We start from the raw sequence: 18,633 nt of genomic DNA, 5'->3' as shown, positions 1-18,633 counted from the left end.
CTGCGCCGGCCGCGACCGTGCCTTGCGCGGCTTATTGCGGCAGCACTTCCAGCGTGGCCACGTAGCTCAGGCGGCGCTGGCTGGCCTGTGGCAGCGAGGTCTTGGCGTCTTCGGCGCTGGCGTTGAGCCAGTACATGCCGGGCTGCGGCCAGGTGACGCTGAAGGTGCCCTGCGCATCGGTGCTGACCTTGATCTCTTCCTGCGCGTTGCGGTAGCGGGTGTCGCCGCGGATCACGCTGACTTGCAGGTTGGCCGCCGGCTTGCCGTCCAGGACCAGCCTGAAGCTGGCCGCCTCGCCGGCGAACAGGTCGTTGGGATGGGTCACCGGCAGCAGTTCCAGGCCCACGCCGGTGGGCTTGAGCGCGGTGGTGGTGGGCGCGCCGTGGGTGGCGAAGGTCTCCACGCGCATCGCGTTCTGCCAAACCTGCAGGTTCCTGGCGTCCCTGGGCACCTTGGCGGCGAAATCGGCCGGCGTGCCGCGCCAGCGCTTGCGCTGGCCGTCCTGGTCTTCCCACGCGGCCAACAGGCCGTCGCTGGCAATGGCCACCCGGTAGCTGCCTTCCTGGGTGAGCGCCACGTCGAACACGCTGCGGTACTTGCCGGTGGCGGCATTCTGCGCCTGCACGGTGCTGCCGTCGGGCGCGGTGATGGTCAGTTCGTCCAGGCCCAGCGGCATGTGATCGAAGTGGAACAGCTCGTTGGACACCGCCGCATCCACCGTCAGCCACGGCTCGGCGCCGGAGAAGGTGGTCCCCGAAGGCAGCAGCCACATCTTGTGGGCGGCGGCGGAGAACGAGGCGGTGGCGGTGGCCAGGGCCAGCATCAGGATCAGGGAACGCTTCATGCGGGATGCTCCAATGGATTGCGTCGAAAGATGGGTTACGGCTTGACCACCAGCGAGATGGCGCCCAGCTCGCTGCTGCCCTGGCCGCTGGCGGCCTGCGCGGCGGTGGCCGGCCAGGTGAAGGGCACCTTGACCAGTTCGCGGCCGCCGACCTCGCGCACCGCCTCCACCACCAGCGTGTAGCTGCCGGGCTTGAGGCCCGCCAGCTGCGGCGCATTGGCGGCCACATCCAGGGTGTGCACGCCGGCCGGGCGGGTCGGGCCGGTCACGCCGTCCACCGGCAGCTCCAGGCTGCGGCCGGACTTGCGCCACCACTGGCGCAGGTCGGGCAGCCACTTGCTGCCGTGGCCTTCCCTGTTGTCCTGGTGCTGGTACCACACCGCCAGGTTGGCGGCAGCCTTGCCGTTGGCGTCTTCCACGTAGACCGCCACGTAGGGGCGGTGGTACTCGGCGACGTTGAGCGTGGGGATCTCCAGCTTGACCTGCAGCGTGGTGGCGTAGCCCGGCATGGCCAGCAAGCCACTGAGCGCAATGGTCAGGGTGAGCGGAACGGTCTTGGTCATGGCGCAGGTGTCCTTCAAAGGAGCCTTTAGTGGATGAAGATCAGGGCGAGCACCAGCGGCACCAGCAGACCCAGGCCAACCATCGGCCAGGTCATGCGGCGCTGGCCGGCATGCAGCTGCAGCAGCAACAGGCCGGTGATGCAGAACACCAGGCAGGCCAGCGCGAAAAGATCGATGAACCAGCTCCACACCGTGCCGGCGTTGCGGCCCTTGTGCAGGTCGTTGAGCAGGGAGATCCAGCCGCGGTCGGTGCCTTCGTACTCGACTGCGCCGCTGGCCCGGTCCAGCGAGAGCCAGGCATCGCCGCCGGGACGCGGCAGGGACAGGTAGACCTCCTCGGCCGACCATTCGCCCTGGCGTCCGGACAGGCCGATGTCCAGCTCGCCCTCCAGCCAGTCCGACAGCACCTTGGGCAACGGCGCATTGCCTTGCTGGCGCGTGCCCAGCGACTTGAGCAAGGCGGCCGGGACGGTGGCCGTGCGCCGGCTGACCATCGGCTTGGCCTCGATGCTGGCCGCATGATTCAAGGTGATGCCGGTGACGGCGAACAGCAGCATCCCGACCAGGCACAGCGCCGAACTGATCCAGTGCCACTGGTGCAGCGTACGCAGCCAGAAGCCACGGCGTTGCTGGGCCGAAAACGCAGGCCTCACACTTCGGCCCAGCCACGCAGCAGGTTGTGATAGACGCCGGTCAGCTGCAGCACCGATGGCTGGTCGGCGCCGGTGCGGGCCAGTGCCTGGATGGCGGTGTCCATCTCCAGCAGCAGGCGCCGGCGGCTGTCGTCGCGGACCATGCTCTGCACCCAGAAGAACGAGGCCAGCCGCGCCCCGCGGGTGACCGGGGCGACCCTGTGCAGGCTGCTGGACGGATACAGGATCAGGTCGCCGGCCGGCAGCTTCACCTCGTGCTCGCCGTAGGTGTCGCTGATGACCAGCTCGCCGCCGTCGTACTCCTCCGGTTCGCACAGGAACAGGGTGCACGACAGGTCCGAGCGGAGCTGGCCGCGCGCCTGGCCCGGGCGCTCCAGTGCCATCACCGAGCCATCGACATGGAAGCCGTATTCGCCACCTCCGGCATAGCGGTTGAAGCGCGGCGGCAGGGTGCGCAACGGCAGTGCGGCGGCGAAATACAGCGGGTTGCGCTCCAGCGCTGCCAGCACCTGCTGGCCCAGCCGCTCGCGCAGTGGCGAGGCATCCGGCAGCTGCTGGTTGCGCTTGACCTGCGCGCCCTGCGCGCCGACGGTCTGGCGGCCGTCGACCCACTCGGCCGCGTCCAGCGCCGTGCGGATCTGGGCGAGCTGGTCGGCGTCGAGGATCCTGGGTACGTGCAGCAGCATGGGCGGTTTCCTGCCTTGCGAGGCGGGCGCGGGAAGAGCGGACCCTGCGCCGTGCCCGTGGTGGCCGGTCGCCCGGCCGAAAGGGGTCAATGCCGGCTCAGAAGCGGAAGTCCGCGCTGAGCATGACGGTGCGCGGCGCGCCGGGCGTGTAACGGTAGCCGCTCTTGTTGATGCCCACCACGTGTTCCTTGTCGAACAGGTTGTAGGCGTTGAGGCGCAGGTCCAGGTGGGGGTTGACCGTGTAAGTCGCCACCGCGTCCCACACGGTGTAGGACTTGGTGAATGCCGGGGTGCCCACCGCGCCATCGGTGCCGCGGTGCATGCGCCCGGAATAGCGCACCCCGCCGCCCACGGTCAGGCCGAACGGCAGGCGATAGGTGCTCCAGGCGGTGAAGGCATCGTCCGGGGTGTAGCTCAGGTTATTGGAGCCGTCGCTGGTCACCGCCGCGCCCTCCTCCACGCTGGTGTTCATGGCGGTATAGCCAGCCGACAGCGACCAGTGATCGGTCAGCTTGCCCACGGCCGACAGTTCGATCCCTTCGACCTTCTTCTTGCCGGTCTGGTAATACACCGCGGTATCGGTCGGGTCCTGGACCAGCTCGTTGGTGACCTCGGTCTGGAACAAGGCAACGCTCAACAGCAGGCCGTCGTCGAGCAGGTTCCACTTGCTGCCGATCTCGGCGGTCCTGGCCTTCTGCGGATCCAGGTTGGGATTGTCCAGGCTGCTGGCCGAGTTGCTGAAGGTGAAGTTGTTGCCACCGGGCGGCTGCTGGGAAATGGCGTAGTTGGCGTACAGGCTGACGAGGTCGGCGACCTTGTAGACCGCGCCCAGCTTCCAGTTGAACAGGGTGTCGGAGGCGTCGGCATCGACGCCTTGCACGATGCTGCCGGCGGCCAGGGCGCCGCAGGCCGGGGCGCCGCGGCTACCGCAGGCGACCAGGCTGCTGAAGTCCGTCTTGTAATGGTCCACGCGCAGCCCGGCGGTGACCAGGAGCTGCCCGCCGAACTTGATCGTGTCGAACAGGTAGGCAGAGGAAGTGGTGGTCTTGCCCTGGCTGTCGGCGCCGTTGGGTGCCCAGGCCAGACCGGTGGCGTTCCAGTCCGGGTCGTACAGGCTGGCCGCGGTCCAGGCCGTGCCGCCGGTGACCGCCTGGCCGCGGGTCTTCTGCTCCTCGCGGGTGAACTCCAGGCCGGTGCTGAGGTTGTGCACGACCGGGCCGGTGTTGAAGTCCGCGCGCAGGTTGACCTGGTCGGTGAGGATGGTGTTTTCCTGGTCCTTGAAGGTGGGCAGGTTGCGCGCCAGCGTGTAGGTCGACCGGTCGTCGATGTCGGTCCACTTGATGTTGCCGGCCAGCGGATCGGCGGCGGTGCCACCGGTGCCGGTGAACGAGGTCAGCAGGTAGTCCTGCTCGGTCTTGCCCCAGCGCGCGGTGTTGGTCAGCTTCAGCGTGTCGGAGAAGTCATGCTCGACGCGGAACGTGGCCATCTGCGTGGTGACATCGTCGTGGTCGGCGCCGGTGCCATAGAAGTTCTCCGGATCCACCGGCCGGCCTGCCAGTTGCGCCAGGCCGGGCTGCGCGGTCCAGCCGGGCAGGCCGATGGTCGGCACGCCGCCGTCGGGGATGTTGTCCTGCTCGACGTACAGCAGGTCCAGGTGGAAGCGGGTGGCCGTGTCCAGGCCGACGGCCAGGGACGGAGCAATCCCCCAGCGCTTGTTCTGCACGTGGTCGCGGCCGGGGACGTCGCTGTCCTGCCACATGCCGTTCACGCGCAGCGCGGTGCCGGATCTGGCATCGAGCGTGTGGTTCCAGTCGGTGGTGGCGCGCCGCTGTCCGTCAACGCCGGCGCTGACCGTGCCGGAGGTGGCGTCCTGCAGCTGCGCGTGCTTGGTGACCAGGTTGATCGAGCCGGTCGGCGCGGAGCGGCCGGTGTCGGTGCCGGCCGGGCCCTTCTGCACTTCGACCTGCTGGATGTTGAACACATCGCGCGAGATCGAACCGGTATCGCGGATGCCATCGACGAAGATGCTGCCGGACGTGTCGAAACCGCGCATGTAGATCGTGTCGCCGGTGGAGGTGTTGCCGTTCTCGCCTGCATAGAAGGTGCCGACGCCCGGCGAGTTGCGCAGGGCCTCGGTGAGGGTGGTGGCGCCCTGTTCGGTGAACAGGGCGCTGGTGATCACCTGCAGGGTCTGCGGGGTGTCCAGGATGGGCTGGGTGAACTTGTCCGAGGACACCTGCTCGGCCGAGTAGTCGCGCACCCGCGAGCCGGTGACCTGGACCTGGGCCAGGGTCTGGGGCTGGGGCTGGTGCTGGTGCGCCTTGTCCTTGTGGTCCTCGTGCTTGGCGCCGCTGTCGGTGTCGGTGTCGGTGTCCACCGGCGTGGCCGCGCCAGCCCACGCCGCGCCCGGCAGGGCCAGGGCCAGCGATGTGGCCAGCGCGGCCACGGCCAGGGGACGGGCAGAAGTGTGCTTGCGGGAGCGGATGTACATGTCGGACGTTCTTCCAATGGAGTGAAAGCGGATTCCCCCATTGGCGACGGCTGACGGGAGTGCGGGCAGCCGACCTCATGCTTTGTGCACGGGGTCGGGCCGGGGCAGGCCGGTCGCTCGCTCCGGACGGGCCGGCGACGGCAAACGGCTGCCCCTGAATCGCCGCATTGTAATGAGAACGATTTGTATTAGCAACCTTGGGTGAGGTGGACCGAATTCGCCGGCCATGGCGGTGGGCAGGGCGGGTGCGCGCCCGCACCGCACATTCCGCTGCACGCGGCCGGTGGCGCATGGAATCGGCTGATCGGGTTGTCCGGTCCTGCGCGGCCACTCAATCGCGGTCGTCGCGCACCCAGACTCCGCCGTGTTCGACCTTGACCGGGAACCTGGGCACCGGCGCGTAGGCCGGCCCGCACAGCGGCGTGCCGGTGCGGATGTCGAAGCGCGCGCCATGCAGCATGCACTCGATGCTGCCGGCCTGCGTGTCGAAGGTCCCGGCCGCCGAGAGTTCGAACTCGGCATGGCTGCAGCGGTCTTCCAGCGCGTACAGCTCGCCGTCCAGGTTGAACACCACGATCGCCGCGCCGGTGACCTCGTCAAAGGCCACGCGCATTTCGCCGGGCAGCAGTTCCTCGGTGGCGCAGACCAAGGTCCACGGTTCGCTCACGGGCCGCTCCTAGACAAGGGATTTTTCCAGCACCTCGAACCGCAGGTCATCGCGCAGCGGCGTGCCGAAGCGCGCATCGCCATACGGGAACGGTTTGAAGATGCCAGTGCGCAGGTAGCCGCGGCGCTGGTAGAAGGCGATCAGGGTCTCGCGCAGGTCGATCACGGTCATGCGCATGCGCTCCACGCCCATCTCATCGCGGGCGATGCGCTCGGCTTCGGCCAGGACCTGCTTGCCGATGCCGCCGCCCTGCAGGTCCGGACGCACCGAGAACATGCCGAAATAGCCGGCGCCATCCTCGATGGCCACATGCGCGCAGGCCAGCAGCACGCCATCGCGTTCGGCCAGCAGCACGCGGCTGTCGGGGCGGGTGAGATCGTGTTCCAGCACGCCGCGGTCGATGCGGTTGCCCTCGAGCAGGTCGGCCTCGGTGGTCCAGCCGACCCGGCTGGCCGGGCCGCGATAGGCACAAGTCACCAGCGCCGTGATGGCGTCGATGTCGGCGAGCGTGGCGTCGCGATAAGTCAGGGCGGGCATGGGCGCATTGTAAAACGCGCGGGCAGGCGCCTGATCGCATTCATCGTGGAAGCCGCCATGGCGGCGATGAGGCGCGCGATGAAGCCTCTTGGCCGCCATGGCGGCTCCCACGCTTGAAGCTCCTCAGCCCAGCAGCATGCGCGCCTTGCGCAACGCACTCACGAAGCCTTCGATCTCTTCGTGGGTGTTGTAGAAGGCCAGCGAGGCACGCAGCGTGGCGGCCACCCCGAAGTACTGCAGCAGCGGGTGGGCGCAGTGCTGGCCCGAGCGCACCGCCACCCCTTCCAGGTCCAGCAGCGTGGCCAGGTCGTGGGCATGGGCGCCCTCGACCAGGAACGACACCACGGCGGCCTTGTCCGGCGCGGTGCCGAAGATGCGCAGGCCGTCGATCCGATTCAGTTCCTCGGTCAGATGCGCCAGCAGTTCGGCCTCGCGCGCGCGGATCGCAGCCATGCCCACGCCTTCCAGGTAATCCAGCGCCGCGCCCAGGCCGACGAAGCCGGCGATGTTCGGCGTCCCGGCCTCGAACTTGTACGGCACGTCATTGAAGGTGGAGTGCTCGAAGCTGACTTCCTTGATCATCTCGCCGCCGCCGATGAAGGGCGGCATGGCCTGGAGCAGTTCGCGCCGGCCCCACAGCGCACCGGTACCGGTCGGGCCGCAGATCTTGTGGCCGGTGACCGCGTAGAAGTCGCAGCCGATCGCGGCCACATCCAGCGGCAGGTGCGGGGCGGCCTGCGAGCCATCCACGACGGTGACGATGCCGGCCTTGCGCGCGGCCCTGCAGATCTCGCGCACCGGATTGACCGTGCCCAGCACGTTGGAGACATGGGTGATCGCCAGCAGCTTCACCTGCGGGGTCATGGCCTTGTACAGCGCCTCCAGGTCCAGGCTGCCATCGGGCAGGATCTCGGCCACCTGGATCCTTGCGCCGGTGCGCTGGGCGATGAGCTGCCAGGGCACGATGTTGGCGTGGTGCTCCATGCGCGAGACCAGGATGACCTCGCCGGGCTTCAGGTTTGGCAGCGCCCAGGCATAGGCCACCAGGTTGATGGCGAAGGTGGTGCCGCTGCACAGGATCAGCGCATCGCCGCGCACGCCCATGAAGCGGGCCAGCTTGTTGCGCGCGCCTTCGTAGGCATCGGTGGCCTCGCTGCCCAGCGCGTGGACCGCGCGGCTGACGTTGGCGTTCTGGTTGCGGTAGAAGCTGTCCACCGCGGCAATCACCTGCACCGGCTTCTGCGAGGTGTTGGCGTTGTCGAAGTAGATCAGCGGCTTGTCGTTGACCGCGCGGGTCAGCAGCGGGAAGTCCATGCGGACCCGGTTCCAGTCCGGCGCTTGCGCGGTGGCCGCTTCGCGGTCCTGCACCCCGGCGGTGCCGATGTTTTCGCTGGTGTTCATGCCGCACCTGCCTGATGCAACGCGGCGTCCAGCGCTTGGACCAGCTGCGCGACCAAAGCATCATCACCCAGCACCGACAGCGGCTGGCGACAGAACGCGGCGGTCAGCAGACGCTGGGCCTGCTCCAGCGGCAGGCCGCGCGAACGCAGGTAGAACAGCGCATTGGCATCCAGGCGGCCGACGGTGGCCCCGTGCGCGGCCTGGACTTCATCGGCGTGGATTTCCAGCACCGGCTGGGTGTCGATCTCGGCGTCGTCGGACAGCAGCAGGTTCTTGTTGGACAGGCGTGCGTCGGTGCCGTCGGCGCCCTGGCGGATCAGGATGCCACCGTGGAACACCGCGCGGCCGCGGCCGGTGCCCAGGCCGCGCCAGGTCAGCGCGCAGCCGGTGTCGCGGGCGATGTGGTCGATGCCCAGGCGGGTGTCCAGATGACGCCGGCCGCCGGCCAGCAGCACGCCGTTGGCTTCCAGCCGGGCGTGTTCGCCTTCCAGGCGGACGTTGAGTTCATGGCGGGACAGGGCTGCGCCCAGTTCCAGGTCCAGCCGCCTGTAGACCGTCTCGCGGGCCAGCACCGCATCGGTGCGCAGCAGGCTGGTGGCCTTGTCGGACTCGTGCTGGAGGCGGGCGTGGACCAGCTGCGCGCCCTGGGCCAGGTGCACGTGGGTCAGCGTGTTGGCCAGGTGCGCGTGCTCGCCTGCGGCGAGGTGGTGCTCGACCACCCGCAGCTGCGCGCCTGCGCGCAGCTCGATCAGGTGGCGCAGGTGCCAGGCGCGGTCAGTGGAATCGGCTGCGCCGATGAAGACCAGCTGCAGTGGCGTGGCGGCCTGCACGCCGGCCTCGGCGCGTACCAGCACCCCTTCAGTGGCCAGGGCGGCATTGAGCCGGGCAAAGACTTCATCGCCGCGCTCGAAGCGCCGGGCCAGGAAGCGCGCCGCATCGCCGCCTTCGGCCAGCGCCTGCGACAGGCGCTGCACGCTGATGCCGTCGGCCAGGCCGGAAAGATCGCTGAGGCTTTCGACATGGCGACCGTTGACCAACACCAGGCGCGGCGCCGGGATGTGCGCGATCGGCGCCGCATCGACCGGCGGTGCGGCCTGGACCGGGGCGAAGCTGCGGCGCTCCAGCGCGCGCAGCGAGGTGTACTTCCAGGCCTCCTCGCGCTGGGTCGGCAGGCCGGCGGCCAGGGCCTCATCCAGCACGGTGCGGCGCGCGCTGTCGCCGTGGAAAGCCGATGCGAGCGAGTCCAGCAGCGCGCTCATGCCGCCGCTTCCGGCGTGATGCGGTCCTTGATCCAGTTGTAGCCGTGGGCTTCCAGTTCCAGGGCCAGTTCCGGACCACCGCTCTGCACGATCCTGCCATCGGCCAGCACGTGGACCAGGTCCGGCTTGATGTAGTCCAGCAGGCGCTGGTAATGGGTAATGACCAGGAACGAGCGGCCGGCCGAGCGCAGCGCGTTGACGCCATCGGCCACGGCCTTGAGCGCATCGATGTCCAGGCCCGAATCGGTTTCGTCCAGGATCGCCAGCTTCGGCTCCAGCACGGCCAGCTGGAAGATCTCGTTGCGCTTCTTCTCACCGCCGGAGAAGCCTTCGTTGACGCCGCGATGCAGCAGCTCGTCCTTCAGGTGCAGCACCGCCAGCTTCTCGCGCACCAGCTTGAGGAACTGCATCGAATCCAGCTCGGCTTCGCCGCGCGCCTTGCGCTGGGCGTTGAGCGCGGCGCGCAGGAAGTAGGTGTTGTTCACGCCCGGGATTTCGACCGGGTACTGGAAGGCCAGGAAGATGCCGGCGGCGGCGCGTTGTTCCGGCTCCAGCTGCAGCAGGCCGGCACCTTCGAATTCCACCGTGCCGGCGGTGACTTCATAGCCCTCGCGCCCGGACAGGATGTTGGCCAGGGTGGACTTGCCCGCGCCGTTGGGGCCCATGATGGCGTGCACTTCGCCCGCTTTCACCTGCAGGGACAGGCCCTTGAGGATTTCCTTGCCGGCGACGGAGGCGTGGAGGTTGTCGATCTTCAACATGTTCTTGGGTCCAGTGATTGAGCCCCTCTCCCACCGGGAGAGGGGTTGGGGTGAGGGTTCGCAGCAAAGCGCCACAGGGTGTTGATGCCTGTGGCTTCGCCCGGACCCTTGCTTGGCGCCGCATGCATTCGGCACATCCATGTGCTTCACCCTCCGGGCGGCTTCGCCGTGCAGATCGGCAATCCTGCCGATTTGTCTCCCGAGGGGAGAAGGAAACAGGTCAACCGACCGAGCCTTCCAGCGAGACTTCCAGCAGCTTCTTGGCCTCGACCGCGAATTCCATCGGCAGCTCGCGGAAGACCTGCTTGCAGAAGCCGTCCACGATCATCGACACCGCGTCTTCCTGGCTGATGCCACGCGCCCGACAGTAGAACATCTGGTCGTCGCTGATCTTGGAGGTGGTGGCTTCGTGCTCGACCGTGGCGCCGGGATTCTTCACCTCGATGTAGGGGAAGGTGTGGGCACCGCACTGCTTGCCGATCAACAGCGAATCGCACTGGGTGAAGTTGCGTGCGCCGGCGGCGCCCTTTTCGACCTTGACCAGGCCGCGATAGGTGTTCTGGCCGCGGCCGGCGCTGATGCCCTTGGAGACGATCTTGGACTTGGTGCGCTTGCCGACGTGGATCATCTTGGTGCCGGTGTCGGCCTGCTGGCGGTGGTGGGTCAGGGCCACCGAATAGAACTCGCCGCTGGAATCATCGCCCAGCAGCACGCAGGACGGGTACTTCCAGGTGATGGCCGAACCGGTCTCGACCTGGGTCCAGCTGACCTTGCTGCGCGCGCCGCGACATTCGGCGCGCTTGGTCACGAAGTTGTAGATGCCGCCCCTGCCTTCCTCATCGCCCGGATACCAGTTCTGCACCGTGGAATACTTGATCTGCGCATCCTCCAGCGCCACCAGCTCGACCACCGCGGCGTGCAGCTGGTTCTCATCGCGCATCGGCGCGGTGCAGCCTTCCAGGTAGGACACCGAGGCCCTGTCCTGGCACACGATCAAGGTGCGTTCGAACTGGCCGGTATGGCCGGCATTGATGCGGAAATAGGTGGACAGCTCCATCGGGCAGCGCACCCCGGCAGGAATGAACACGAAGCTGCCGTCGGAGAACACTGCCGAATTGAGCGCGGCGAAATAGTTGTCGCCCACCGGCACCACCGAGCCCAGGTACTGCCTGACCAGCTCCGGATGATCCTTGATGGCCTCGGACATCGAGCAGAAGATGATGCCTTTCTCGGCCAGCTCCTTGCGGAAGGTGGTGCCGACAGAAACCGAGTCGAACACAGCATCCACCGCCACCCCGGCCAGCCGGGCGCGCTCGTGCAGCGGCACGCCCAGCTTGTCGTAGGTGTCCAGCAGTTCCTTGGGGACATCATCCAGCGAGGCGTACCTGGGGCCCTTGGGCGCGGAGTAGTAGCTCAGCGCCTGGAAGTCGATCGGCGCGATCTTCAGATTGGCCCAGTGCGGCTGGGGCATGGTCAGCCAATGGCGGTAGGCCGCAAGGCGCCAGTCGGTCATCCATTGCGGCTCTTCCTTCTTGGCCGAAAGTGCACGGACGATGTCCTCGCTCAGCCCGGCGGGGAGCGAATCGGATTCGATCTCGGTGATGAAACCGGCGTCGTAGCGGCGGCCGAGCTGTTCGATGATCTCGACGTTGCGCAGTGGCGCGGGGATTTGGGTCGCTTCGGTGGCCATGTTGGGCTGCCTACGGTTTAGCTGGCCACACGCGCGGTGATGGAGCGCCGCCGCGTGTGGACATGGGTGGAAGGGGAAAACGGCGCCGGGTGCAGCATCTGCGCCAGGGTCATGCCGCGCAGGGCATCGGCGACCACGTCGTTGATCAGCCGCCAGTTGGTACGGGCCCCGCACTGCTGGGCAATGCCGCACTGACTATCGTGCTGGCTGCATTCGGTGATCGCCAGCGGCCCTTCCAGGGCCTCGATGATCTGCATCAGGGTGATGTCACCGGCCGCGTGCGCCAACCGATAGCCGCCATGAACGCCGCGCAGGCCTTCGACCAGACCGGCCTGGGCCAGGGGCTTGAGCACCTTGCTGACGGTGGTGGCTTCCAGGCCCGAGGCCTCGGCCAGCTCGGTCGCGCTGAGCACTTCGCCGGCGCGGCTGGCCAGCACAGTCAGCAACACGGTGGCGTAATCGGTGAGCTTGGTGACGCGCAGCATGATGGGGGCAACGGCTAAAGCGGACCGAAATTGTACTCTTTCCGCGGGACCCAGGCCAGACCGGATCTGTCCCCTGCCTTTGCGCGGACCGATCCGGACCGCCCGGCACCGTACTGACACGTTCCTGCGCCGATGTTAGTATCGGATCGAATTCAGTCTGAATTTGGTGCCATCGATGATCGACACTGTCATGAGTCTGAGCGAGTTCAAGGCGCAGGCCAGTCGTCTGCTGAAGGAACTCCAGGAGCATCCGCGGCCCGTGGTGCTGACCCAGAACGGGCGCGCCAGCGCCGTGCTGCATGACTACGCGCAATACCAGCGCCAGCAGGAAAGCCTGCTAATGCTCAAGCTCATGGTGCAGGGCGAAGCGGACGTTCAGCAGGGCGATGTGTCCCCGCAGAAGGCTGTCTTCGATGATCTGCGTCAGCGGCTAGTACCGTAACCCGGAGATAACGGAACATGGTGAAGGCGATGGATTCAAGTCCAGGGCAAGGCGCAAGCTGCCGCCAAGGCAGGCCGCCTTGGCAAGGCTTGCAACGCCGCCCTGGGCTTGAAGCCGCGCTTTCACGTTTCGATATCTTCGGGTTGCGGTACTAGGGCCCGGCAGAAAGAGTGACTGACGTCCTCTGGACCCGCACCGCGCGCCGGGATTTGGCGGCGATCATCGATTACATCGCCGAGGAGAGTTCTGCCGATGCCGCCGCCGTCCTCGACCGGCTTGAACGGCGGGCGGAGGCCTTGCAGAACCACCCGGCGCGAGGTCGCCCAGTACCCGAGCTATGTGCGGTGGACGTGCGGCATTATCGCGAACTCATCGAACGGCCCTGGCGCATCATCTACCGCATCCAAGCGCATTCGGTGCTCGTGCTAGCCGTATTGGACAGCCGGCGTGACCTCCAGTCGGTTCTGTTGGACAGACTCGTGCGCGACTGAGGGTCCGAGCAGATCGCTGGTAAAAACGTAAGCTGCCCTGCCTGCAGGAGGTCGCGGTGCCCTCAGGGCCAGACCCGGGCTTGGCCTGCGCTCGGCTGACCCGATCGGCATGAATGCCGGACCGCGATTGGCAGCAAGCGCGCCGCGCCGCCACAATGTCTGAAGACTTCTCCTCCGGACGCTTCGATGCCGCGCAAGATCGCCACCCGCAAATCCACCATCCACGGCAACGGCATGTTTGCGATCGCGCCCATCAAGAAGGGCGAACGGCTGATCGAATACAAGGGCCAACGGCGCACCCACGCCCAGGCCGATCGTGGCAGCGGCGGTGATGTGGAAAGCGGCCACACTTTCCTGTTCACGCTCAATGACAAGTACGTGATCGACGGCACCCGCGGCGGCAACAGCGCGCGCTGGATCAACCACAGTTGCGATCCCAACTGCGAGGCGCTGATCGAAGAACACGACGGTCCGGACCGGCGCAAGGACAAGGTGGTGATCGAGGCCCTGCGCAACATCAGGCCGGGCGAGGAGCTGACCTACAACTACGGCATCACCCTGGCCGAGCGCCATACCCCGCGCCTGAAGAAGATCTGGGCCTGTCGCTGCGGCTCGAGCAAGTGCACCGGGACCATGCTCCAGCCCAAGCGCTGAAGCCTGCCATGCGTGAACAGCTGCTGCTGGAGTTCAGCGATCGCATTGCGGCGTAGTCGCGCGGCGGTCACCGGTGCTGGGAGACACTGGGCCCTTCCCCGCATCTGTGGAGGTGCTCCATGTCCGGTTCCCTCGATGGCCAGGTGGCCGTCATCACCGGCGCTGCCAGCGGCATCGGCAAGGCCCTGGCCCAGGCACTGGCGCAGGCCGGCGCGCAGGTGGCCATCGCCGATCTGAACCTGCCAGGCGCGCAAGCTGCGGCGGGCGAAATCCAGGCCGCAGGTGGCCGCGCGCTGGGCGTGGCGATGGACGTCACCGATGAGGCCGCGGTCAACGCCGGCATCGCCCAGGTCGAACAGGCGCTTGGCCCGGTGGGCATCCTGATTGCCAATGCCGGCGTGCAGATCGTCCATCCGATCCAGGACTTTCCCTTCGATGCCTGGAAAAAGCTGCTCGCGATCCACCTGGATGGCGCGTTCCTGACCACCAAGGCGGTGCTGCCTGGCATGTATGCGCGCAAGCGCGGCACGGTGATCTACATGGGCTCGGCCCATTCGCACGAGGCCTCGCCGCTGAAGTCGGCCTACGTCACCGCCAAGCACGGGCTGCTGGGCCTGGCCCGCACCCTGGCCAAGGAAGGCGGCGCGCATGGCGTGCGCAGCCACGTGGTCTGCCCGGGCTTCGTGCGCACGCCGCTGGTGGAAAAGCAGATCCCCGAGCAGGCCGCAAGCCTGGGGATCAGCGAACAGGAGGTGATCCAGCGGGTGATGCTGGGCAACACCGTCGATGGCACCTTCACCACGCTGGAGGACGTGGCCACCACGGTGCTGTTCCTGTGCCGGTTCCCCAGCAACGCGCTGACCGGACAGAGCATCCTGGTCAGCCATGGCTGGCACATGGGGTGAGCGCGCCGCTGCAGACGTTCGTGCCGCGTCTGCAAGCGTGGCGCTCAACGTTCATGGCGGGCCAATGGGGGAGGGTCGAGCATGGGGGTTCCATTCTTCACAGAGGACTCTTCCCATGACCGATCTCACCGGCAAGACGATCGCGGTGCTGGCCACCGATGGTTTCGAGCAGTCCGAGCTCACCGAACCCAAGCGGCGCCTGGAAGCCATGGGCGCCAGGGTGGACGTGGTCTCGCTGCCGGGCAAGGACAGCATCCGCGGCTGGGACAAGAAGGACTGGGGCGAGGCGGTCCCGGTGGACAAGGTGCTGGGCCAGGTCGCGGCCAGCGACTACGACGCGCTGGTGCTGCCGGGCGGGGTGATCAACCCTGACCATCTGCGCCAGGAGGTCACGGCCGTGGACTTCGTCAAGGCCTTTGCCGCAGCCGACAAGCCAGTGGCAGCGATTTGCCATGGCCCCTGGATGCTGGTCGAAAGTGGCCTGGCCAAGGGCCGCAAGCTGACCTCGTGGGGCTCGCTCAAGACCGACCTGTCCAATGCCGGCGCCCAATGGCAGGACAGCGAAGTGGTGGTGGACGGCAACATCATCACCAGTCGCAACCCAGGCGACATTCCCGCTTTCAGCGAAGCGATCGCAAACGCTGTTGCTGGCTGATCCAGTTGGATACACAGACAACCAAACGCGGCCAATTCACCGTGCTTGCTGCGCGGGCCGCTGGGTCATGGCCGGATGGGCACTGACGGGTGGATGCAACCTATTGCGCTTCGCTCAGGTCGGGCGCGCTGACCGGCTGGTTCAACTGCACCACGATCCGCCCGTTCGCCACGCGCGCCGATTCCACCCGCACCTTGCCGAAGCTGGCCAGCAGCTGGGGGTCGAGCCTGTACAGCGGCTCGCTGCTGGCGTAGTCCTGCAGGAACAGGCTGACCAGTTGGCGGTCGCGTTCGCGCAGTTCTTGGCCGGACGCGGGCACCACCCGGTCCACGCGGGGCGCGTCCAGGTACAGCGCCATCGCCTGCGGGTCGTAGCGCAGGCCACTGCTCAGCCACACCCGGCCTAGGGCGTCGCCACCGTTGCTGGCGTCGAACTGCATCTGCACCCGATTGCCGTCGGCCGGGATGCTCAGCTGCGGATTGCTGGCGGTCATCGACACCAGCCCGCCCAGCGCCTGGAAATCGCGCGGGAATTCGGATTGCAGGTAGCCCTGCACCTGCGCGGCCGAGACGGCCAGCTCGCTGGAAGGCCCGGTCTGCGCCCATGCGGCGGCGATGGAAGCGGCCACCAGGGCCGCGGCGGCCAGCGCGGCGCGAAGGGAGGTCATGTTCGAGGTCTGCATGGATGTCCTTGGCTGGTCGCGGCGCCCGGTGCGCTGGCCACACCATAGGCGCGGCCGGTGAACCGGGCTTCAATCAAGCTGCGGCCGCATCGAGGCGGTGGAAATCTGCCAGCCGTCGTTGCCGATCCTGCGCCGCAGCCGGTACCAGCCCGACCAGTTGCGCACCCTGCCCTGTGCATCGGCGATGCGCAGCCGTCTTCTAACGGCGCGGATCAAGCCCGGCGATGAAGCGCTCCAGGGCCGGTTGCAGCGGGGCGAAAAGGTCCCCGCCGGCATCGCGGTGACGCTGGGCGATGTCGTGCAGCAGGCGGCTGCTGATCAGGGTGCCGGCGCGCTCGTCGGCACTGAGCTGGCGATGGCGCTGGAGTGTCTCCAGCAGCTGCATCCAGTCCTGGCTGGCGCGATGTTCGAATTCGATGCTGCAGCGATGGTGGCATGGATGGCCGTCTTCCTCGACGGGCGTGACAGTGATGCGGTAGCGGTGCGGCCGGGGTCTCATGGCGAACACGACGACTGGGGAACAGGGTTCCAAGGTAGGAGGCTGTTGCCGCGGCCGCGACCGAGTGGGGCGTGACTCAGTGTTCCGGCGGGTCCTGCCCCGGCCACGCGCGCAATGCCGGCAGTGGGTCGCGTGCGCCCTGACGCCCGTAGATCGCGTAGTGCAGGTGCGGCGGCGTGCCGCGCGCGTTGCCGGTGGTGCCGACATGGCCGAGCAGGTCGCCGGGCAGGACGCTCTGTCCTTCGTGCAGGCCTTCGGCCCAGCCATCCAGGTGCGCGTAGTAATGGCGCTCGCGGCCCGGCCCCAGGATCCAGACTTGCTTTCCGCCCAGTCCGCGCTCGTCGACCGTGATCACGATGCCGGCCGTGGCGCTGCGCACGGGCGTGCCGCGGCTGGCGAAGATGTCCACCCCGGCATGGGTGCGGGTGCTGCCGCGCGGCGCGCCGAAGGTTGCCGCGATCGCCCTGGCCGGCACCCCTTGGACCGGCGAAGGCAGCGCCGTGGCCGGCGGCATCCGGCTGATGCGCCAGAGCATCCTGGGCGTGTCCAGCAATGGCTGCCTCCAGGCCCACCCGGCGGCAAAGCCCAGCATCGCCAGGAAGATCATCGGCGCCAGCACGCGCCGTGCGTGCCGGGTGGGCGTGGCGATGTCGAGGGCCGGTTGCATGGGCCTCAAGCCTGCCTGCAGCGCAATGAGTACACGGTCAATGGGCACGGGCTGGCCAGAAGATCGGCCTCAAAAACACTCGGGACGGCTTGAAGCCGTCCCGAGCAGGTGATGCAGGAAGCCGCGCCAAGGATCAGGCGGCGGCATCCTTCAGGCTCTTCATGAAGGTGGCCTTGAGCTTGGTCGAAGCCGGCTTGGCGGCGAACCACTGCTCTTCCTTGGTGAAGGGGTTGATGCCCTTGCGCCTGGGCTTGGCGGCAACGCTGACGGTCTTGATCTTGAGCAGGCCCGGCAAGGTGAAGCTGCCTGCGCCCTTCTTGCTGACCGAGCCCTGGATGGCCGACTGCAGCGCAGCCATCACGGCGCGCACGTCCTTCGGGGCAACGCCACTGTTGTCGGCGATGTGGGCGACCAGACCCGACTTGGTCAGGGCTTCCTTGATCGGCTTGGGAGCGGCCGGCTTGGCGGCGGTCTTGGCGGCCTTCTTCGGTGCTGCCTTCTTGCTGGTGGTCTTTGCCATATGGCTCCTGTTGTACCGTGTTGGGTGAAGTATTCGAGCCGAAACGGTCGGCATGCGGAATGTAGGCCAAGAGTGACGTGCCGCCAAGGGGAAAACAGGCTTTTTTCTCGGCTTTTCGCGCCGATTGCGACCAAAGGCGAGGCAAGGACCACAGATGACCGGTCCGTTGGCGGTCAGGGACATCGCCGGGAACCCAAGGCCTGAAACTGGCCGCCGTCCAACGCCTCACCGTCAGCCCATGCGCCTGAAAAAGCGAGATCGTCGGCTGATTGACTCGGCACGCGTGGCCCTTGTGGCCGCGCGCGAGAGGTCTGTTTGCGCGACCCTGGCCGATCGCGTCGCTACATGCGGGCACGGCTGATGGAGCGGTTCAGGACTGTTTCACCCAAGCAGCTCGACGATGCGCGCGCGCCGCAACGGCGCAGGAGACACTGCATGATCCGCGCCACGCTTGTCGTCGCACTGCTTGGCCTGGCCTGCATGGGTCATGCCCAGGCACAGTCGCGCTACGCAGACTATTACCGCCAGGCCCATGGCGATCCGGGCGAGGACGCACGCAGCTTTCGCTCAGACGGTGACTACGGTGACCGGCGCGGCAGCGAAAACGAGGACTACGCCCGGGTGGTACGCGTCGGCCCGATCATCGTGGCGCCGCCACCGGCCCGGCAGCAGTGCTACGAGCGCGACGCGGACGAGCGCTACACGCAAGGCGGTGGTGACGCCGTCGGCAATGGCACACCCCAGGCCACACCCGGTGGACGGGTGGGTGCCACGATCCTGGGCGGCGTGCTGGGCGCGGTGGTGGGCAGCAGCTTCGGCGACGGCACCGGGCGGGTGGTCGGCACCGCAGTCGGCACCGCAGCGGGGACGGCGATGGGGCAATCGGTCTACGACAATTCGCACACCACGCGCGGCACGGTGCGCGTGTGCGAACCGCTGGCCGACCCGCGCGCCGACGGCGAGGTGGACGGCTACGAGGTCACCTACGAATATGCCGGCCGCCAGTACCACACCCGCACTGCGTATCACCCCGGCGACCGGATCCGCGTGCGGGTGGATGTGGTCCCGCTCCAGGACTAGC

23 protein-coding genes are annotated in these 18,633 nt (G+C 67.5%); 6 read left to right on the top strand and 17 right to left on the bottom strand.

Annotated features, from left to right (window positions below; genetic code table 11):
• Positions 1-31 precede the first annotated feature (31 nt).
• The 12 genes from D9R12_RS10975 to D9R12_RS10920 form a co-directional block, all read right to left on the bottom strand.
• Positions 32-844: a DUF4198 domain-containing protein gene (locus D9R12_RS10975; protein WP_122230474.1), complete on the bottom strand. Its 813-nt coding sequence runs from the start codon at positions 842-844 to the stop codon at positions 32-34.
• A 35-nt stretch (positions 845-879) separates the two neighbouring features.
• Complete coding sequence (locus tag D9R12_RS10970; protein WP_122230647.1) at positions 880-1,407, bottom strand: DUF2271 domain-containing protein; 528 nt, start codon at positions 1,405-1,407, stop codon at positions 880-882.
• Positions 1,408-1,433: 26 nt separating this feature from the next.
• The gene (locus D9R12_RS10965; protein WP_170159244.1) at positions 1,434-2,072 is read right to left on the bottom strand and encodes a PepSY-associated TM helix domain-containing protein; all 639 of its coding nucleotides are present in this window, start codon (positions 2,070-2,072) and stop codon (positions 1,434-1,436) included.
• Entirely contained in the window at positions 2,057-2,746 is a 690-nt protein-coding gene (locus tag D9R12_RS10960; protein ID WP_122230471.1) for a Fe2+-dependent dioxygenase, read from the bottom strand. Before D9R12_RS10960 ends, D9R12_RS10965 begins: the two co-directional genes overlap by 16 nt.
• A gap of 97 nt (positions 2,747-2,843) precedes the next feature.
• Positions 2,844-5,237 carry a catecholate siderophore receptor Fiu gene (locus tag D9R12_RS10955; protein ID WP_122230469.1) on the bottom strand — a complete coding sequence of 798 codons (2,394 nt, stop codon included), beginning with the start codon at positions 5,235-5,237 and terminating at the stop codon, positions 2,844-2,846.
• Between the two features lie 331 nt (positions 5,238-5,568).
• A complete protein-coding gene (locus tag D9R12_RS10950) occupies positions 5,569-5,904 on the bottom strand; it encodes a Rieske (2Fe-2S) protein (RefSeq protein WP_122230467.1) in 336 nt (111 codons plus the stop codon).
• Positions 5,905-5,913: 9 nt separating this feature from the next.
• Positions 5,914-6,441 (bottom strand): GNAT family N-acetyltransferase, encoded by a 528-nt coding sequence (locus D9R12_RS10945; RefSeq protein ID WP_122230645.1) that lies wholly within the window; start codon positions 6,439-6,441, stop codon positions 5,914-5,916.
• A 123-nt stretch (positions 6,442-6,564) separates the two neighbouring features.
• Positions 6,565-7,755, bottom strand: coding sequence for a cysteine desulfurase (locus tag D9R12_RS10940; RefSeq protein ID WP_122230643.1), 1,191 nt, complete (start codon positions 7,753-7,755; stop codon positions 6,565-6,567).
• 83 nt (positions 7,756-7,838) lie between these two features.
• On the bottom strand, positions 7,839-9,101 hold the full coding sequence (sufD, locus tag D9R12_RS10935) for a Fe-S cluster assembly protein SufD (protein ID WP_122230465.1): 1,263 nt from the start codon (positions 9,099-9,101) through the stop codon (positions 7,839-7,841).
• A complete protein-coding gene (sufC, locus tag D9R12_RS10930) occupies positions 9,098-9,862 on the bottom strand; it encodes a Fe-S cluster assembly ATPase SufC (protein ID WP_014159988.1) in 765 nt (254 codons plus the stop codon). Before sufC ends, sufD begins: the two co-directional genes overlap by 4 nt.
• A 220-nt stretch (positions 9,863-10,082) precedes the next feature.
• Complete coding sequence (gene sufB / locus D9R12_RS10925; RefSeq protein ID WP_122230463.1) at positions 10,083-11,552, bottom strand: Fe-S cluster assembly protein SufB; 1,470 nt, start codon at positions 11,550-11,552, stop codon at positions 10,083-10,085.
• A 17-nt stretch (positions 11,553-11,569) separates the two neighbouring features.
• Positions 11,570-12,037, bottom strand: a complete 468-nt coding sequence (locus D9R12_RS10920; protein WP_122230461.1) for an SUF system Fe-S cluster assembly regulator — start codon at positions 12,035-12,037, stop codon at positions 11,570-11,572.
• A gap of 175 nt (positions 12,038-12,212) precedes the next feature.
• Here D9R12_RS10920 and D9R12_RS10915 point away from each other — a divergent pair, with 175 nt between their 5' ends.
• The 5 genes from D9R12_RS10915 (at position 12,213) to D9R12_RS10895 (ending at position 15,184) form a co-directional block, all read left to right on the top strand.
• Complete coding sequence (locus tag D9R12_RS10915; RefSeq protein ID WP_122230459.1) at positions 12,213-12,479, top strand: type II toxin-antitoxin system Phd/YefM family antitoxin; 267 nt, start codon at positions 12,213-12,215, stop codon at positions 12,477-12,479.
• Between the two features lie 170 nt (positions 12,480-12,649).
• On the top strand, positions 12,650-12,970 hold the full coding sequence (locus tag D9R12_RS10910) for a type II toxin-antitoxin system RelE/ParE family toxin (RefSeq protein WP_122230457.1): 321 nt from the start codon (positions 12,650-12,652) through the stop codon (positions 12,968-12,970).
• A 186-nt stretch (positions 12,971-13,156) separates the two neighbouring features.
• Positions 13,157-13,624, top strand: coding sequence for an SET domain-containing protein (locus D9R12_RS10905; protein ID WP_122230455.1), 468 nt, complete (start codon positions 13,157-13,159; stop codon positions 13,622-13,624).
• Positions 13,625-13,743: 119 nt separating this feature from the next.
• Positions 13,744-14,529 carry a 3-hydroxybutyrate dehydrogenase gene (locus tag D9R12_RS10900; RefSeq protein ID WP_122230453.1) on the top strand — a complete coding sequence of 262 codons (786 nt, stop codon included), beginning with the start codon at positions 13,744-13,746 and terminating at the stop codon, positions 14,527-14,529.
• Between the two features lie 115 nt (positions 14,530-14,644).
• Positions 14,645-15,184 carry a type 1 glutamine amidotransferase domain-containing protein gene (locus D9R12_RS10895; protein WP_122230451.1) on the top strand — a complete coding sequence of 180 codons (540 nt, stop codon included), beginning with the start codon at positions 14,645-14,647 and terminating at the stop codon, positions 15,182-15,184.
• Between the two features lie 100 nt (positions 15,185-15,284).
• Here the strand turns inward: D9R12_RS10895 and D9R12_RS10890 are convergent, their stop codons facing one another.
• From D9R12_RS10890 to D9R12_RS10875, 5 genes are all read right to left on the bottom strand, one after another.
• On the bottom strand, positions 15,285-15,851 hold the full coding sequence (locus tag D9R12_RS10890) for a YceB family lipoprotein (protein ID WP_122230449.1): 567 nt from the start codon (positions 15,849-15,851) through the stop codon (positions 15,285-15,287).
• Between the two features lie 84 nt (positions 15,852-15,935).
• Positions 15,936-16,082, bottom strand: a complete 147-nt coding sequence (locus D9R12_RS15810; RefSeq protein ID WP_170159237.1) for a hypothetical protein — start codon at positions 16,080-16,082, stop codon at positions 15,936-15,938.
• Positions 16,066-16,365 (bottom strand): DUF3861 domain-containing protein, encoded by a 300-nt coding sequence (locus tag D9R12_RS10885; protein WP_170159236.1) that lies wholly within the window; start codon positions 16,363-16,365, stop codon positions 16,066-16,068. The genes D9R12_RS15810 and D9R12_RS10885 overlap by 17 nt, the downstream gene beginning before the upstream one ends.
• A gap of 76 nt (positions 16,366-16,441) precedes the next feature.
• Complete coding sequence (locus D9R12_RS10880; protein ID WP_425479097.1) at positions 16,442-17,032, bottom strand: M23 family metallopeptidase; 591 nt, start codon at positions 17,030-17,032, stop codon at positions 16,442-16,444.
• 133 nt (positions 17,033-17,165) lie between these two features.
• Positions 17,166-17,552: an HU family DNA-binding protein gene (locus D9R12_RS10875; protein WP_014159997.1), complete on the bottom strand. Its 387-nt coding sequence runs from the start codon at positions 17,550-17,552 to the stop codon at positions 17,166-17,168.
• 435 nt (positions 17,553-17,987) lie between these two features.
• Here D9R12_RS10875 and D9R12_RS10870 point away from each other — a divergent pair, with 435 nt between their 5' ends.
• Positions 17,988-18,632, top strand: a complete 645-nt coding sequence (locus tag D9R12_RS10870) for a glycine zipper 2TM domain-containing protein (protein WP_122230445.1) — start codon at positions 17,988-17,990, stop codon at positions 18,630-18,632.
• The last annotated feature ends 1 nt before the right edge of the window (position 18,633 follow it).

The organism is Pseudoxanthomonas spadix, from assembly GCF_003703395.1.
GTDB classification, from domain to species: Bacteria; Pseudomonadota; Gammaproteobacteria; order Xanthomonadales; family Xanthomonadaceae; genus Pseudoxanthomonas_A; species Pseudoxanthomonas_A spadix.
This window is presented reverse-complemented; position numbering and strand designations above follow the sequence as displayed.